14 protein-coding genes and 1 tRNA gene are annotated in these 15,901 nt (G+C 67.4%); 11 read left to right on the top strand and 4 right to left on the bottom strand.

Features of this window, described 5'->3' with window-relative positions; all coding sequences use genetic code 11:
- From DB31_RS32910 to DB31_RS32895, 4 genes are all read left to right on the top strand, one after another.
- A complete protein-coding gene (locus DB31_RS32910; protein WP_044195160.1) occupies positions 1-1,635 on the top strand; it encodes a hypothetical protein in 1,635 nt (544 codons plus the stop codon).
- Positions 1,632-2,606, top strand: coding sequence for a hypothetical protein (locus tag DB31_RS32905; RefSeq protein WP_044195158.1), 975 nt, complete (start codon positions 1,632-1,634; stop codon positions 2,604-2,606). Before DB31_RS32910 ends, DB31_RS32905 begins: the two co-directional genes overlap by 4 nt.
- Positions 2,607-2,671: 65 nt before the next feature.
- Positions 2,672-2,944 carry a hypothetical protein gene (locus tag DB31_RS32900; RefSeq protein WP_157232291.1) on the top strand — a complete coding sequence of 91 codons (273 nt, stop codon included), beginning with the start codon at positions 2,672-2,674 and terminating at the stop codon, positions 2,942-2,944.
- 2 nt (positions 2,945-2,946) lie between these two features.
- Entirely contained in the window at positions 2,947-3,645 is a 699-nt protein-coding gene (locus tag DB31_RS32895) for a hypothetical protein (protein WP_052420444.1), read from the top strand.
- 210 nt (positions 3,646-3,855) lie between these two features.
- On the opposite strand, the gene DB31_RS32890 is transcribed toward DB31_RS32895, so the two are convergent.
- Complete coding sequence (locus DB31_RS32890; protein WP_044195155.1) at positions 3,856-4,692, bottom strand: lipase family protein; 837 nt, start codon at positions 4,690-4,692, stop codon at positions 3,856-3,858.
- A 271-nt stretch (positions 4,693-4,963) separates the two neighbouring features.
- On the opposite strand from DB31_RS32890, the gene DB31_RS50095 reads away from it, so the two are divergent.
- The 7 genes from DB31_RS50095 (at position 4,964) to DB31_RS32855 (ending at position 12,093) form a co-directional block, all read left to right on the top strand.
- Positions 4,964-6,631 (top strand): choice-of-anchor A family protein, encoded by a 1,668-nt coding sequence (locus tag DB31_RS50095; RefSeq protein WP_083968968.1) that lies wholly within the window; start codon positions 4,964-4,966, stop codon positions 6,629-6,631.
- Between the two features lie 123 nt (positions 6,632-6,754).
- Positions 6,755-7,267, top strand: a complete 513-nt coding sequence (locus DB31_RS32880; protein WP_240486990.1) for an RNA polymerase sigma factor — start codon at positions 6,755-6,757, stop codon at positions 7,265-7,267.
- The gene (locus DB31_RS32875) at positions 7,258-7,956 is read left to right on the top strand and encodes a hypothetical protein (protein WP_157232290.1); all 699 of its coding nucleotides are present in this window, start codon (positions 7,258-7,260) and stop codon (positions 7,954-7,956) included. Before DB31_RS32880 ends, DB31_RS32875 begins: the two co-directional genes overlap by 10 nt.
- Positions 7,953-9,473 (top strand): caspase family protein, encoded by a 1,521-nt coding sequence (locus tag DB31_RS32870; protein WP_044195150.1) that lies wholly within the window; start codon positions 7,953-7,955, stop codon positions 9,471-9,473. The genes DB31_RS32875 and DB31_RS32870 overlap by 4 nt, the downstream gene beginning before the upstream one ends.
- Before the next feature lie 51 nt (positions 9,474-9,524).
- Entirely contained in the window at positions 9,525-11,324 is a 1,800-nt protein-coding gene (locus tag DB31_RS32865; RefSeq protein ID WP_044195147.1) for an Ig-like domain-containing domain, read from the top strand.
- A gap of 121 nt (positions 11,325-11,445) precedes the next feature.
- Positions 11,446-11,736: a hypothetical protein gene (locus DB31_RS32860; protein ID WP_044195144.1), complete on the top strand. Its 291-nt coding sequence runs from the start codon at positions 11,446-11,448 to the stop codon at positions 11,734-11,736.
- 63 nt (positions 11,737-11,799) lie between these two features.
- Positions 11,800-12,093, top strand: coding sequence for a hypothetical protein (locus DB31_RS32855; protein WP_044195141.1), 294 nt, complete (start codon positions 11,800-11,802; stop codon positions 12,091-12,093).
- A 106-nt stretch (positions 12,094-12,199) separates the two neighbouring features.
- Here DB31_RS32855 and DB31_RS49250 read toward each other — a convergent pair.
- From DB31_RS49250 to DB31_RS32845, 3 genes are all read right to left on the bottom strand, one after another.
- Positions 12,200-12,261: transfer RNA gene (locus DB31_RS49250), tRNA-Ile, on the bottom strand.
- Positions 12,236-14,284: a membrane dipeptidase gene (locus DB31_RS32850; protein WP_044195138.1), complete on the bottom strand. Its 2,049-nt coding sequence runs from the start codon at positions 14,282-14,284 to the stop codon at positions 12,236-12,238. The genes DB31_RS49250 and DB31_RS32850 overlap by 26 nt, the downstream gene beginning before the upstream one ends.
- 208 nt (positions 14,285-14,492) lie before the next feature.
- Positions 14,493-15,854 (bottom strand): type IV pilus twitching motility protein PilT, encoded by a 1,362-nt coding sequence (locus DB31_RS32845; RefSeq protein WP_044195135.1) that lies wholly within the window; start codon positions 15,852-15,854, stop codon positions 14,493-14,495.
- Between the last annotated feature and the right edge of the window lie 47 nt (positions 15,855-15,901).

Raw genomic sequence — 15,901 nt, 5'->3', positions numbered from 1 at the left:
ATGCGCACGCACTTCCTCCGCCGTGGACAGACGCTGTTGCTGTTCGCCCTCACGCTGCTGCTGGTCGCCCTGATGGTGGTGATGACGCTGTCGTTCTCCGTCAAGGTGCGCGAGCGCATCGAGTTGCAGACGGCCGCGGACGCCACCGCCTTCTCCAACGCGGTGGCCACCGCGCGCACCTTCAACAACATCGCCGTGCTCAGCCGCGCGCAGATCGCCCATGGCGTGGCGCAGCTCGGCGCCCAGAGCCTCGTCAGTTGGACCACGCTGTACCGCTCGTACCTGAATGGCACGAAGAAGGCCTTCAAGAACTCCGAGAAGCTCTACCAGTACAACAAGGACTTCGGCTGCCCCTGCGCGTCCTCCAACAAGTTCTGCGCGAAGATGTGCAAGTGCGGCAAGAAGGGCCTAGAGGACTTGAAGAAGCTGCAGGACGAGCTGCAGAAGGAGGATGACCGCGTCGACAAGATCTTCAAGGGCATGGACGCGGCCGCCGGGCGGCAGGTGTTCTTCATGCAGTTGGCCCAGCTCGCGCTCTATGCCGAGCAGCAGGAGGTCTACCGGCGGTTGGTGGACAAGCTGAACAGCCAGGAGCTCGCCGAGCCCATCCTGGACAAGATCGCCGAGGGGGGCACCCGGGGCGAGTGGAGCGCACCGCCGGCCGCGGGCAAAGTCTCCGAGGACGAGGTGAGCGGCGGCGCCCTCTGCACGGACTCGGGCGCGGTGTGCGATCCCTTGCCACTCACGGTGGCGCACGCGGTCAACGCCGCCATGGGCAGCCGTGGCTGGCGCTTCACCACTCACCGCAAGATGGAGGACTACGCCCCGCACCAGCAGAACCTGCTGCGGGTGATACGCCCGCCGGACCACGTCTCCATCGCCCGGGGTGAGGGGACCTCGTTCTTCTCCGAGGGCGACGCCGCCAGCCTGATGCCGCCCTACGCCCCCGCCGCGGCCGCCATGGACGAAGGCAGTGTCAATACCGTCTACAACCACACCGCCCACGGCGGCGCGCCGCCGTGCCCTCCTACGTGGGGCGAGACCATCGGGAAGGAGGACATCAAGGTGGAGCTGAAGGGGGGGGCGAAGCCCGTGCACACGTGGATGGGGGGCAAGGACGACAACGCCCAGGTCCACTTCCTCACCCCTTGCTCCAGCGCGCCGTCCAGCTGCCCGGGAGTGTGGCCTGCCTTCCTGGACTACAACGTGCGCCAGGTGGCCAACGAGAGGAACAACTTCGGCCAGCCCAAGAACTTCGCCGTCATCCGCCGCGACGCCAGCGTGCGCGGACCGGACCCGTGGAACCTGCTCTACAAGCTCGAGTTCACGCGCACCGACAAGTTGGACGCGCGGCTGGACTCGCCGGGCCGCAGCGTCTCCACGGCGCTCTCCACCGGCATCGCCTACTACCACCGCGGCAGCAGCCTCCCCATCTCCGCGCCCGTCATCGGCGGCGATCACTGGAGCGAGCCGCCCAACCTCCTCAACCCCTACTGGCGCGCCACGCTCGTCGCGCCGGATGTGGACAACAAGGGCCCGGTGGATGCGGTGAAAACCCTGAACAGCGCAGGCGCCGGCGAGCACGCCCAGGCTTTCGAGGCCCTGCTGAACCAGGGCTACGGGGGGTATCGATGAAGACCGCCCGTGCCCGAGGCCAGGCCGTGGTGGAGACCGCCCTGGGCGTGACACTCGTCGTCAGCCTGGTGGCCTTCGGCATTTACCTGGCGGAGATCGGCTACCTGTCCCTCAAGGTGCAGGAGGCCGCCATCTCCGCCCTCTGGGATGGGACCGCCGGGAAGATGCACATCATCCCCCTCACCTATTCAAAGGCGGAGAACTCCATGGCCACCGCCGCGAACCGGGCCAAGGGCCGCTATGAGGACTTCAACGGCCTGTCCTCGGTCAACGCCGGCGGCATCACCCAGGTGTTCACCCGGGGCAACAACCTGGACGTCCGCTGCGACATGGGAGAGGGCCCTGGCTTCGGCGCCTCGTTTCCCCTGCTGACGCTCATCTACCGGGACAACGACGGCACCGTCTGCACGGCCGGAGCGGACCTGACCGCGGTCCGCTTCCCCCGCTCCTTTCTGGACCGGGGCCGGAGGGCGCTCTACACGAAGCGGCAGTTGGAGAGTTCGGGCGCCTTCCTCCGGGTATGCGCCGCCGGGCGCGCGGTGAGCGGCACCTGCCGCGGCGGCTACGCCATGCTGGTGGATGACTGGGGACTGGCGGGCCCTGTGGAGACGCCCACCTGCCTCATCCCGAGCCAGTACATGCCCACCCTGCCCTGTCCCAACCTGCCCTTCTATGCCGCGGTGCGCGCCGCCTATGAGCCGGAGGCCCTGATCATCCCACAGAGCGCCAGCGAGCTGGCGGAGGCCGTGCTGGGCATGCCCCCGCCCATCAACGAGCGGCAGTTCTTCATGAGCGCTCCGGGCGAGGAGACGAATTTCATGCAGCTTCCCCCTCTCGCCGAGAAGTCCGGCACCGGCATCTGGCCCACCTCGCCGGGCTCGTTGGTGGGCATCACCACCTTCCCGTATGGCCTCTCCTACCTCAAGCGTCGCGGCAACGGGAATTGCTTCCTCGGAAAGGACTGTGACTGATGATCCGCCCAGCAAGGCTTCCCGGGGCCCTGTGGGTGGCGCTCGGCCTTGGGTTGGCGGCGCCCATGGCCCAAGCGAACCCGGAGCAGTGCGAGGCCCGGTGCGCCACGCGCGCCAGCACGGAGATGGAGAGCTGTCTGGGGCGCTGCCCCGAGGCCGGTGACCCCACCCAGGCCCGCGGAGTCCAGGCCTGCGCCGTGCGCTGCAAGGACCGCTTCGACAGCGCCTTCAACGCCTGCGCCGAGCACTGCCCTCAAAAGGACGGCAGCGCCGATACCCGCGAGAAGAAGCGCCAGCAGCGCAGGCGCCCCCGAGACGAACGCCAGCTCCAGAGGTGAGGATGCGAACACGAGGTGCGAGGTGGGCCGGGCTGGCCCTGTGGGGGGCGCTTCTGGGCGCGGGCGAGGCGGCGGCACAGCGGCTGCCCTTCACCTGGGATGTGCCCCAGGTGGTGGACGCCGTGGACGTGCCGGGCGTGATGATGGCCGACGGCATCCCCGTGCGCATCCACGCGGTGCGCAGCAAGGAGAAGCCCCAGGTTCTGCTCCAGCACCTGGTGGACCGTTTCCTGGCGTGGGGCTTCTTCATCCCCCCCGTGGAGCAGCAGGCCCAGCCCTTCCGCCAGCCGCAGCTCACCGCCTTGGATACGGAGCGGCTCATCTCGTACACCGTCATCCTCCAGCCCTACCCGGATGGCACCACGGCGGTGTACCTGGGCGAGGCGGATCTCTCCCAGCCTCCCACCCGGTCGTCCTCCTTCGCGCCCATCTTCCCCGGCGCTAGCGAGGTGCTGCACAGCGATGTGGAGGCGGCCCGCTCGCTCACCTATTCGGCCGCCGCCAAGCAGCCCGAGGTGGAAACCTTCTACCGAGAGGAACTCGGCAAGGCCGGCTATACGGAGGTGGAGAAGAACCTCTACCGCAACGGCTCGGACGAGCTGCAGGTGATGGTGCGCCCCGCCAAGGGCGAGCAGGTCTCCGTGGTGGTGATCCGCCGCGCGGCCCCAGGGACCGAGCCCGGCTCGGACGACGAGGGCTGAAAGGGCGCCAGAGGCCGACCCGGTGGTGCGCGCGCCGGACAGTGCCGGAGGCGGCTCAGAAAAGGCCCCGCGTCCCTGGCTTGAGGAACGCGGGGCCGTGACACACACCGTCTTGCCCTTCTGGTTGCGCACAGCTACGCGGCGAAGCGTGCCAGTGTACTCCCGACAGCGTTCATCATGGACCTCCGCTACCAGCGGGCCTGACAGAGCTTATGCACCGCTGGCTGGGAAGTTCGGCGGCGGCGTGTTCACGACCTGGCTGGGGTACGACGTGAGCGCCGTGAGGTACGTGTTCGACAGCTCGTGGTTCTCCCAGAGGTACGAGTTGTAGGCGACGAACCACCACTGCTCGCCGACATGGACGTACTGGGTGTTGTCCGCAGCTAAGCCGGTGAGCTGGGGAACGAAGTCAGCAAGGTTGGTGACGCGGAAGGCCGCCGCCACGGCGGTGCTGAACGCAGTGACGAAGTTCTGGTCCCCGGCGTGCAGGCCGCCGTAGGTGTACATGATCGGCGCCGCAGCCGTGTAGGCATTGTTCAGCACGATATCGAGCGACGCCAGCGTGGCGACTCCGCCCCCGAGGCTGTGGCCACACACGTAGAGCGGCAGCGACGTATCCGAGAACCAGGAGATCGCCTCCAACGTGAGCTGGGAGAGGCTCTTCTCCAGGGGCCCTGCGCCCGTATAGAAGTCATACAGGCCCTTGGCGACGTTGCCGACAGCCTGGCCCCCAAGATTTCCCGGCACCAGGCTCCAGTCCATGTCGTAGAAGCCCTCTTCCTTGGTGCGCGTCCCGCGGAATACCACCAGGTTGTGCTGCGGGATGCCGCTGTTCGGCGGTGTTCCGGTGGCCACGTAGCCAAAGAACGTTTTCTTCTCCAACTCGAAGACGTAGATGTCTGGGCCAATGGTGTAGCCCGCGAGCGAGATGGGCGTGCCGTTGTCGTAGAAGTTGTAGGCGGCTTCGACAGCGTTCGCGAAGGCCAGCGCAAGTGTCGGGCTGTACGTGGGGGCGGACGAGGTATTGGCAACAGCACGGGTCTGCATGACGTCTCCCTGGCAAACGAAGGCATCAGCCAAGCAGACCCCGGGAGCGTTGCTCAAGCGTTCTCGACCCGCTGGATGAGCGCCGCGAGCATCGGCTCGACGCCCTCATACCCCGAGCCGCGCCCGGACTCGGGCCTGTCCGGACGCATGTGGAACTCCAGCTCCGAGCGACGCCCCGTGCCGGTCTCTCGGTGGTCGTAAAATTTAGAAATTCTCCATTAGCATTATTTCCTTTTAAAACCAGGATGCGCTGCGGATAGGGTCCGCGGCCATGCGCACCGCTCTACTTCCGTCTCTCACTGCAGCCCTCCTGCTGCTCTCCGCCTGTAACGCCGTGGAATCCGAAGACACTGGCTCCCCGGCGGGAACCGAGGCCCGCAACCTCGGCCAGACGAACGTGGTCCGCCGGCTCATCGGCGACATCGACGGGTTCGGCATCGCCCCCGCTGGGCTCGTTCGCGCCACCCCGTCTCCGCACAACCAGCCAGCCGATGTGGACGGCGATGGCCTCCTGGAGCCCGGGGAGTTTCTGCCGGACTGGAACCGCAACGGCAGCACCGCGGTCGGCGCGGGCGATGACTTCGACTTCCGCTCCGCCGCCGAGCGCACGGCGACCAACGGCGCGCAGTACACCGACCAATCCCGCACCCCTGCCGGGGCCTCGGATGGAATCAACTTCACGTTCACCTTCACCGTCCCCGTCCCAGGTGACAGTGACTACGGCGTCGACCACTACATCAACCTCGTCTTCGGCGACTACGACGTCACCCCCGCGAGCATCCGCGTGGACGGCGTGGTGGTGCCGCTGACCACCCAGGGCGGCGGCCAGGACGGCCTCGTCCAGCGCGCCTACGCCATCGTGCCCTGGTCCGCCATGACGGACGGCCGCGTGGTCATCACCATCATCGCTCCCAATGAGCCGTACCTCGCCTTCGACTACGCGCTGCTCGACACCGACCAGATCGCCGACTGCGACAACGACGGCATCCCCGACACGCTCGACAACTGCCGCTGCACCTTCAACCCGGACCAGGCCGATGCGGACGAGGACAGCGTCGGCGACGCGTGCGACCCCGGCTGCCACGTCAACGCGGACTGCGATGACGGCAACGCCTGCACGGTGGACACCTGCCATGGCGCCACGGGCACCTGCTCGCACGACGGCTCCGCGGGCCTGCCGGTCCGGCTGAACGACTACAACCTCTTCCTCCTCGGGGACTACATCGGTGGCCACGACGTGGTGGGCAAAGTGGCCGCGGGCGGCAACATCACCATGACCGACTTCGCGGTCGGCTCGGGCCTGCCGGACACCGACATCTCCAACACCCTGGTGGCGGGTGGCAACCTCTCCCTCTCCCGCGGCGCCATCTGGGGGGATGCCTGGTATGGCGGCACCTACAGCGGCGACACCTCCGTGATGTCCTACCGGGGCACCGTCTCTCAGGGCACGCCCATCCACTTCACTGCCCGGGGCGCGGAGCTGAGCAACCTGTCCGCCCAGCTGGCCAGCCTCGCCGTCAACGGCACCACGACGCGTGAGTCCTGGGGCGGCATCATGCTGCGCGGCACGGACCCCAGCCTGAACGTCTTCGAGGTGAACGCCAGCGCCTTCACCGGCGCCACGCTGCTCTCCATCGAGGCGCCCGCCGGCTCGCTGGCGGTGATCAACATCCGCGGCGGCTCGGCCACCTTCACGGGCTTCGGCCACTCGTTCGCCGGAGGCATCGACCAGCACGGCATCCTCTACAACTTCGTGGATGCCACGAGCATCCATGCCCAGGGCTACGGCTTCTGGGGCACGGTGCTGGCCCCCAACGCCGACATTGCCTTCACCGACGGCAGCTTCGACGGCGGCATCTACGCCCGCTCCTTCACAGGCAACGCCGAGGGCCACATCAACCCGCTGGACGAGCACAACCTCTGCCCGTCCCAGCCGTGACATTTCGAGCAGGGTCTCACTCATCGTTGGCGGTGAGTGAGACCTCCCGCTCCACCTCGCCCCCGTGACCGCGACCGAATCCGTGTCCCTTCGTTCCCCTCCCGCGTGTCCAAACAGGAAGAGATGAGCCGAGGGCTGAGCCCTGCGGAACTCGAGGAGCTCTACGACCGGTACGCGCCTGGCATGTACCGGAGAGCCCTAAGCCTGCTCGAACGGGAGGCGGACGCATGGGATGCCGTCCAGGAGACCTTCATCCGCATCCTCCAGAACGCGTCGGCGTTCCGGCGGGAAGCCCGGCCGATGACCTACATCTACCGGGTGACGACCAACGTCTGCCTCAACATGCTCCGCTCCCGGAGCCTGCGGGACGTCGCTCCCCAGGAGGCAGGGCCCGAGCCCGAAGTGGACACGCTCGCGCCCTCCGAGTGCCGCGATTTCCTGCTCGAGCTCTCGCGAGAACTCGACGAGCGCAGCCTCACCGTGGCGGCCCTCTATTATGTCGACGAACTCTCCCAGGAAGAGATTGCCCAGGTGATGGGGCTCTCCCGGAAGACCATCGTGCGCGAAGTGAAGCACATCTCCACCCTGGCCCAGACCCTCGGTGAGCCGCGCAAGAGGAAGGGAGCATGGGAATGAGCGAGCACCTGTCGGACCTCGCCCTGGATGAGGTGGCCGTCGGGGGGCCTCGTCCGAAGCACCTGGAGTCCTGTGCCACCTGTCAGGGCCGCCTGGAGCGCCTTCAAGCTCACGCGGAGGCCTCCCGTGCAAACCCTCGCTTCCTCCAGGTTCGCGCCCAGGTGAGGGCGGAGCAGGCCCGGGGAACGAAGCCACGGCCCTCCCGCTGGCTCTCCGGGTGGATGCTCGTGCCAATCATGGCCGCAGCCGCGGCCGTGGTGCTCCTGCTCCCGCGCGGCGAGCAGAAGCCCATCGGAGACGGCCCGCCGGGCATCCGGGTGAAGGGCCCACCCGCGGTGGAGCTGGTCCGGCTGGCCGATGGCGAGGTGAACCCCGTCCTCAGCCAGGGCGATCGCGTCGCTCTGAGGCTCCGGGGCGGCGGTCATCCGTTCGCCCTGATCGTCTCCGTGGACGCCAGCGGCAAGGCCGAGCAGCTCTGGCCTACCGGCGGCACCACGAGCGGCGAACTGGCCGAGGCCCAGATGACACCCGTCTTCGAGGTCACCGAAGGAGACTTCACGGTGCACGCCTTCTACTCGGATGCGCCACTCGAGCTGAACGAGGCCCGCGGCTGGCTGCCAGCGCCTTCCCAGCTTCCCCCAAACGTGGTGCACACCTCGGTGTCCCTGAAGGTGGGGACGCGGGGATGATCGGGGCATTCCTGCTGGCGCTCCTGGCGGCCAGCCCGCCAGCCGAGCCTGGCCCGCGAAGGTTCGCCATCGCCGTGGGTACCAATCAGGGGATCGGCAGTGACGCACCGCTGCGATACGCGGAGCGGGATGCCCGCTCGGTGCTGAGCGTGCTGGGTGAAGCCGGCGGAGTGCGGCCGGAGGACAGCCTGCTGCTGCTCGGAGCCACCGCCGATGAGCTCCGCGCCCGGCTTGCACGCTTCGGAGAGCGCCTCCAGGAGCAGGCGCGTCCGGGAGACCAGCTCTTCGTCTACGTCTCCAGCCACGCGGAAGCGGAAGCGCTGCACCTGTCGGGAACACGCCTGCCCATCCGCGAGGTGGTCCACTTCGTGGAACAGGCTCCCGTGGGCGTCGCACTGCTGGTGGTGGACTCGTGCCAGTCCGGACGCGCAGCGCGGATCAAAGGCCTCAAGCCGCTCCCGGACATCCGCATGAGCGTAGAACAGCCGCAGATCGCCGGACGGATCATCATCACCGCGTCCGCTGCGGACGAGTCCGCCCAGGAGTCGGATGCGCTCGCAGGCTCCATCTTCACCCACCACCTGGTCGCAGCGCTTCGCGGAGCGGCGGACCTGACAGGAGACGGCCGCATCACCCTGGCCGAGGCCTACGCCTACTCTTACGCGCGGACGATCGAGTCCTCGCTTCTGTCACACGCGGGGGTGCAGCACCCCCACTTCCGCTTCGACCTCCAGGGTCAGGGAGAGCTCATCCTCACCTCCCCTGCCACGGCCTCCTCCCTCCTGACGCTCGCCATCCCCGAGCCGGGCGATTGGACGGTGACCACTTCCTCCGGAGAACCCTTCCTGGGGCTGGTGCGCAAGGGCGAGGGAGTGGCGACACTGGCCCTGCCCGCGGGCAGCTACCTCCTGACGACCCGGAAGGAGCGCAGTGCCCTGACGGCACGGGTGGAGGTGCCACCCGCCGGCCGCATCGAGGTGACACGTGACCAGCTCGTGCCGAGCGGGCTGGTGTTCCACCCGATCAAGGGCTCTGCCTCGGGGCGGTGGATGCTGCACCTGGGCCCCGCTCTGGGCCGGCCCCTCGTCTCCACCTTCGGGCCCATGGTGGGGGCCAACACCCAGCTCCAGTACGCTTGGGCGAGTGACGCGCTGAACGTGGTCACGGCCGCGCTGGGCCTGAAGCACGGGCGGCACGAGCAGATGCAGCTCCTGCAGAATGACTTCGAGCTGCGGCTGGGTGTGGGCCGGCTGATGCGAGACCCGGAGGGCCTCCAGCTCCAGCTCTCCGCGGAGCTGGGAGGCTTCCTCGCCCGGCAGTGGGAGCCGGGAACCGGCAACGCCAGCTTCGGCTTCCAGCCGTACACCGGGGCTGCTGGCGCCTTGTGGGTGCCCATCACAGGTCCGCTCCGGTTGACCTTCCTGGGGAATGCCGGCCCCGCCTGGGTCCGGACGCTCTCCGGGCACCACCTGGTGTGGACCTACGGAGGCAGCGTGGGAATGGGCCTGGTCCAATAAGTCCCAGAAAAAATGGCCCGCGTGTCCAAGGGGAAGTCACGAGCTCCTCGAATGAAACGGCCCCAGACACCTTGCCCGGCTCCGGCCCGGCGTCGCGCCCCCCTCCTCCTGGGAGGAACCCTGGCGTTGCTCGCGTGCGATCCGCTTCGCGAGTATCTGGAGCTCGAGAAGCCCCCTCCGGAGCCTCCCGTCCTCACCGTCACCCTGGACTCGACAGCTCCACGGTTCTGCCGCGCGGGCGAGAGCGTGCTGCTCTCCGCCACCGTGGAGGGAGGAACGCCTGACGAGGTGTCCCTGTTCTTGGACGGCAGTCACGTCGTGACGCTCTCGGAGCCGTACCGCTTCACCTTGGATTGCACCACCTCCCCGGAGGGAACGTTCTCCTTCGTGATGAAGGCCCGCCTCGAGACCCGCAGCTTCGAGAGCCCGCCCATGAGCGTGACCGTGGACCGGACCGCACCCGCTGTCCTCGGCTTGAATCCCCAGACACGCTTCCCTTCGGGGAACGAGCCACTGGAGTTCCTCTTCTCGGAGCCCATGGATCCGCGCTCGCTCCAGAGCACCTCCGCCTGGGTGCGTGACGAGAACGGCACGCCGGTGCCCTGCCAGTTGACGCTCGTCGAGAACGGGCTTCGTCTCCGGCTCATCCCCGACCTCCCCCTGAAGCCCCCGGTGACCCTGACCGCCGAGCTGGCTCCCCCCATGCTCACCGATCTGGCGGGGAACCCGCTCCGGGCCGACGAGCAGTTCCCGCAGAGCGTCACCTGGTGGCCCTTCACCCGCACGGGTCCTGCCCCCAGCGAGGCGACCATTCAGGAGGCGGATTTCGCCTCCGACCCTGGGAGGACAGGGCGAGTGCTGGCCTGGACCGAGACCGAGGCCCTGAGGGAGCGACCGCTCCTCGTGGTCGCGCGCTGGACAAAAGAGGGCTGGGAGCCCCTGCCGATGCCTCGGTCGGAGGAAGAGCGCATCCGTGCGGCCATCTCGCCCAGGGTTGCCATGGACAGGGCCGGCCGGATCGTCCTGGCCTGGGTGGAAGGAACTCTTCCTTCCTTCATCTACGTGAAGCGTTTCGACGGAACGGGCTGGCAGTCCCTGGGCACTCCGAGCCCCTCGAAGGGGGGAGAGGTCTCCGGGCTTTCCATGACGCTCGAGACCGACGGCGATCCAATCCTTGCGTGGTCGGATGAGGAAGTCATCCACGTGGCCCGATGGGAGCTCACCGGCTGGAACACCTTCGGTGGACCTCTCGAGGCCAACCCGGAACGAGACACCCCCGCGACCTCTCCGGCAATTGCCACCGAAGCCGACCAGGTGATGGTGGCCTGGTCCGAGATCCCGGTAGGGGAAGCTCAGCCACAGGTCATTGTCTGGGAGTACCAGAACCAGGGCTGGGCGCCTGTCGGCACTCCGCTCGTGGGAGACAGAGCTTCCCGCTCGTCCGCGAAGGAGATCGCTCTCCTGCTGAAAGACTCAAAGCCTCTCGTCGCCTGGTCCGAGGTGTCTCAGGACCTCCGAAGCCACGAGGTCTACTTCTCGCGGAGGGACGGGCTCACGGGGTGGACCCCGCCCGAGGCCTTACAGGCACTGACGGGGAGCTCCCCTCCGGGCACACCGCGGCTCGCGCTGGACCGGAATGGCGCTCCCTGGATTGCCTGGGAGCGTCAGGGTGGGCCCTACAACTTCGAGCACATCGTCTATCGAAAACGTGGCGAGAGCGGCTGGGGGCCCGAGCAGCTCGTAGCCAGGGGATTCCTCGTCAACTTCCAGCTGGACGGCCAGGACACTCCCTGGGCCGCCGTGAGGAGAGGCTGGACGCCAGAGGGAGTGGTGTTGACACGCCCGCAGTGAGCCTTTGGGGAGCAGGGCCCCCAGTGACGGAAGCCCGTCACCCATCCCTGTGCAAGTGCAATTCCTTGCGGCAGTGAAGAATTGAGTTGCAGCTCCATCCCATTACAAGACGGAGTCGAAAATGAAGCGCATGCTGCTCATGGTCGCGATGACCCTCTCTATCGGTGTGTCCTACGCCGGTGACACCTCTTCAGCCAGGGTGAACCCGGTGCCCTCGGATGCCTCCACCGCCAGCCAGCAGCTGGTGTCCCTGCCCCAGCAGGCCCCCTCCGAGGAAATTCCCGCCTGTTTCCCCCAGCCGTGCAGCCGCTGCTACGCCAAGATCAATGCGTGCAAGGAGGCCTGCAATGGCGATCCGGAGTGCATCCTGGACTGCGACAGCTTCAACGAGTGCCAGTACTGCTGCTACTGAAAACAGACATCGAATGAAGAAGCACCACGGCCAATCCCGGCCGTGTATCGACAAGGAGCGAATATGTTCAAGAAGGCAATGACAGGTCTCTTCATGGCAATGGTGCTCTCGCCTGCGGCGGCGCTGGCGGAGAATCTGCTTTCCAACTGCACCCCGGGGGACATCCGCCAGTGCCCGCGGACCACGGACCCGAACTGTTACCAGGAGTGCACCTCCTTCGGGAACTGGACGACCACGTGCTTTTGCGAATCCCCGGCCACTGAGGACGAGCAGGCCTCCCGGCAGGGCGATGAGTCCTCGCGGCTCTGCAGCACTGCGAAGCCGGCGACCCAGCAGACCGAGTCCCGGGCGAACTGATCGCCCAGGTGTCCCGCTGCTGCATCCCTGAAACGCACGGCTCTCCGGCGCGGTCAGCGCCGGGGCGCCGTGTCTCGCTGAAGACAGAGATGAACTCTCTCTCCGCGGCGGGAATCGAACCCGCCGCCCTTGAGGCATCAGCTCAGGTGCACATCAGCCAACTGCACTTGCCCGAGAGGCACTCGCGGCCCGCGGAGCACAGCGCGCCTCGCGCCTTCTTGTTCTGGCAGGTGCCTGCGTTCAAGCCCCAGCCGCAGTACTGCGTCGTCGTGCAATCGTTGTCCCCGTCGCAGATGCACGTGCCGTTCAGCCCGCTGCAGCCATCAATGGCGTTGCACGCCCCGCTCACGCACTCCGCGTTGAAGCGGCACGTGTCTCCGATCAGCTTCGAGTTCGGCGCGTAAGACTTGCCACACGTCATCGGGTACTGCGCCTCGCGCGTCGCCTTCGGCACGTACGCCGCCACTCCGCTCGTGTCGATGTCCAGCGCCGCATCCGCCATCCCCGTGCGCGCGCTGTTCGCACGCTCCCACATCTGGATGAACTTCTCCGCCGAGCCCTCCAGCCCCGTCGTGTTCACCCCCAGGTTCTTCAGGTCCCTCACCACGTCCGGCAGCAGCCCCACATGCGCCAGGCCGTACACGTCGAAGTCCGTCCCCAGCCGCGCCGGACCCGTCTGCCGCTGCTGGTTCATCTGCGCGTCCGCCTCCGCACGGAACCCCGCCGAGCATGCCCCGTAGTTCCCGAACCGCGGCCGCACCTGCTGGATGAACCCGTTCAGGTCCGCGCCAAACCCCATCGGCACCTTCAGGCCCTGGCGGCCGTACTCGTACGCCTGCGCCAGCGAGCGCGTCGACCCGTGGCAGCTGTTCGCCACCGTCGTCTTCGTGTACGTCCGCGTCTCGTCATGCGCCGTGCGCAGACCGAACATGCCGCCCGTCTGCCGCAGGTACTTCACCACCCACGACGGCGTCGTCTTCTCCGTCGCCGCCAGTTCCGGGTTCATCACCTCCCGGAAGTGCCCGTGCGAGATGTACAGCGGGTAGTACGTGTTTGCCTGCGACAGCACGAACGTGTCCTGCACGCTCCGCTCGGACATGTGCGCCACGTCGATGAGCATGCCGCGCGCCATCATCTCCTGCACCAGCGACTTCCCATCCGCCGTCAGTCCCTTCACGTTGCGGCAGCTCGAGTCCACGTCGAACCCCAGCGTGAAGCCGTTCCCCGTCAGCCCGCAGTCCGTGTCGATGTGGCAGTTCTCCAGGAACTGCGCCGCCTGGAAGATGGCGTTGTGCGGCGCCGCCCCGCCAAACCGGTTGTCCAGCTGGTGCACCGGCTGCAACGAGCGCACCCCCAGCGAGTACACCCGGCTCAGCTCCGCTCGCCAGTCCTTCGTCCCGAACAGCTTGCTCGACTCGATGGACAGCACCATCGCCAGCTTGCCCGACGCGATGATCTGCCGCGCATGCGCCGGAGACAGCGCAATCTCCGCCCACGACGTCCGCGCGTCGAAGTCCCGCGCCATCTGCAGCTGCACGTCCACGTCCACCATCTCGTCACACGGACGCTTGAGGTTCTGGTACGGCAGCGCCTTGCAGAGGAACTCGTTGCTCACCAGGGAGATGGTCACCAGCGACAGGCCCCCCTGATACGCCTTCTGCAGCGAGCCCTCCCACGCCTGCTGGTGCGCGATCGTGTCCCAGCGCGGCCACTCGTTCGGCACGTTCATGCGCCCCAGGTGCAGGCCCGTGTCGCCCTCCGTGCCCTCGATCTTCCCGATGAACTCCGAGGCCGCCGCACCGCCCACCCCAAAGAACGCCGAGAGGATGGGCACGCCGCTCAGGTTCACGCTCCCCGAGTTGGGGCAGAGGTTGAGCATGTTGCTCAGGTCCATGCGGACGCGCGCATGATCACTCTCGGGCGCGCCACCGTCGCAGCTCACCAACGTGCCGGTGTGGCTGCCGTGGAACCAGCCGCCGCCAAAGGCCTCCTCCGCGAACATGTGGTGGTGCAGCTCCGCGAAGCCCGGCACCGCCACCTGCTGCGCCACTTCTCCCGTGGGGGCCTCGAGCGAAGCCGAGTCCTGCAGTTCATCCTCTGTCACCGGGTTGCAGCCCTGGCTCAGCGCCAACACCGAGGCGAATGAGAGGGTCAGACAACTCCAGGGGACAAGGCCAGTCAGTCTCCGCATGCGGTGCTCCTTCACATGGCGTGGAAAGCGCCGCACGCGGAAGTCTCAAACTTCGGCCGCTTTTTCAAGGTTTGCCACTTAAGCTGGCAAACCTATTCGATGGCTTGTTTTGGCTCGAAGCTTTGGCAGCTGGGGCCCTCGACCGTTCTGGGAGGGCCACCGCCGCCACCCCGCCCTGACGCGTAAGGGCGGGCACTGCTCTCACGGCTCAGAACCGCTCGATGCTGAAGTCGTCGTCACCGCCCGCGCCCGGAGGCGGAGGCGGAGGACGCGCTCCACCCGCGGCCGGAGGACGAGCCGCTCCACCCGCCGCCTGAGGCGGAGGAGGCGGAGGACGCGCTCCACCCGGAGCCGGAGTCGCCGGCACTCCCGGCCGCGCTCCCGCCGCCGGAGCCGCGCCGGCACCCGGCTGGCCCTTCTGCGCGAACTGCGCCGTGCCCGGCACCGGACGGGACTCGCCCGCCTTGCCGTCGAAGTTGTCCCACTTCGAGTCCGCCGTCCCGCTGATGCCCGAGAACCGCAGCGCGAAGTCGTCCGGGTTCGTCGCCTGCCGGTGCGCCTCCTCGTAGGACACCAGCCCGTTGCGCACCAGCCCCATCAGCGACTGGTCGAACGTCTGCATCCCGTACGTGTCGAAGCCCTGCGCAATCGCGTCGTGGATCTCCTTCGTGCGGTCCTTGTCCTCGATGAGCTCGCGCACGCGCGCCGTCACGCGCAGCACTTCCACCGCCGCCACACGGCCCTTGCCGTCCGCGCGCGGAATCAGACGCTGGCTCACCACCGCCTTGAGCACCGACGCCAGCTGCAAGCGCACCTGCTTCTGCTGGTGCGGAGGGAACGCCGACACGATGCGGTTGATCGTCTCCGTCGCGTCCAGCGTGTGCAGCGTCGACATCACCAAGTGGCCCGTTTCCGCCGCGTGGAGCGCCGTTTCAATGGTCTCGTAGTCACGCATTTCGCCCACGAGAATGACGTCCGGGTCCTGGCGCAGCGCGCTCTTCAGCGCCTGCGAGAACGACAGCGTGTCCACACCCACCTCGCGCTGGTTGATGATCGAGCGCTTGTCGCGGATGAGGAACTCGATCGGGTCCTCCACCGTCATGATGTGGTTGGTCTCGTTCGCGTTGATGTGATCGATCATCGCCGCGAGCGTCGTGGACTTACCCGAACCCGTCGTCCCCGTGACGAGGACGAGACCGCGCTCCTCACCCACAATCTTCTCGAGGATGGGCGGCAGCAGCAGGTCCTTGATGGTCATCACCTTGAAGGGGATGACGCGGAGCACGGCGCCGATGGTGCCGCGCTGCTGGAAGATGTTCACGCGGAAGCGGCCCAGGCCCGGAACTCCGTACGCCAGGTCCACTTCGTTGCTGGCCTTGAACTTCTCCTTCTGGAACTCGTTCATGATGCCGAACGCCATGCGCGCCACTTCCTCCGGCGGCAGACGCTTGCCGTCCTTCAGAGGCACGAGGGAGCCATCCACGCGGAACATGGGCGGAAGTCCGGCCTTCAAGTGAATATCCGAGGCGCCGCCTCGAAGTGCGATCTGAAGAATCTCGTTGAGTTCCATGGTCAGGCCCGAATGCTAGCACCGCCCCAACGCAGGGCGAAGATCCC

Origin of the sequence: Hyalangium minutum, from assembly GCF_000737315.1 — a bacterium.
Lineage (GTDB): Bacteria > Myxococcota > Myxococcia > Myxococcales > Myxococcaceae > Hyalangium > Hyalangium minutum.
Note: the sequence above shows the minus strand (reverse complement) of the source record. Positions and strands in the feature narration are given on the sequence as shown.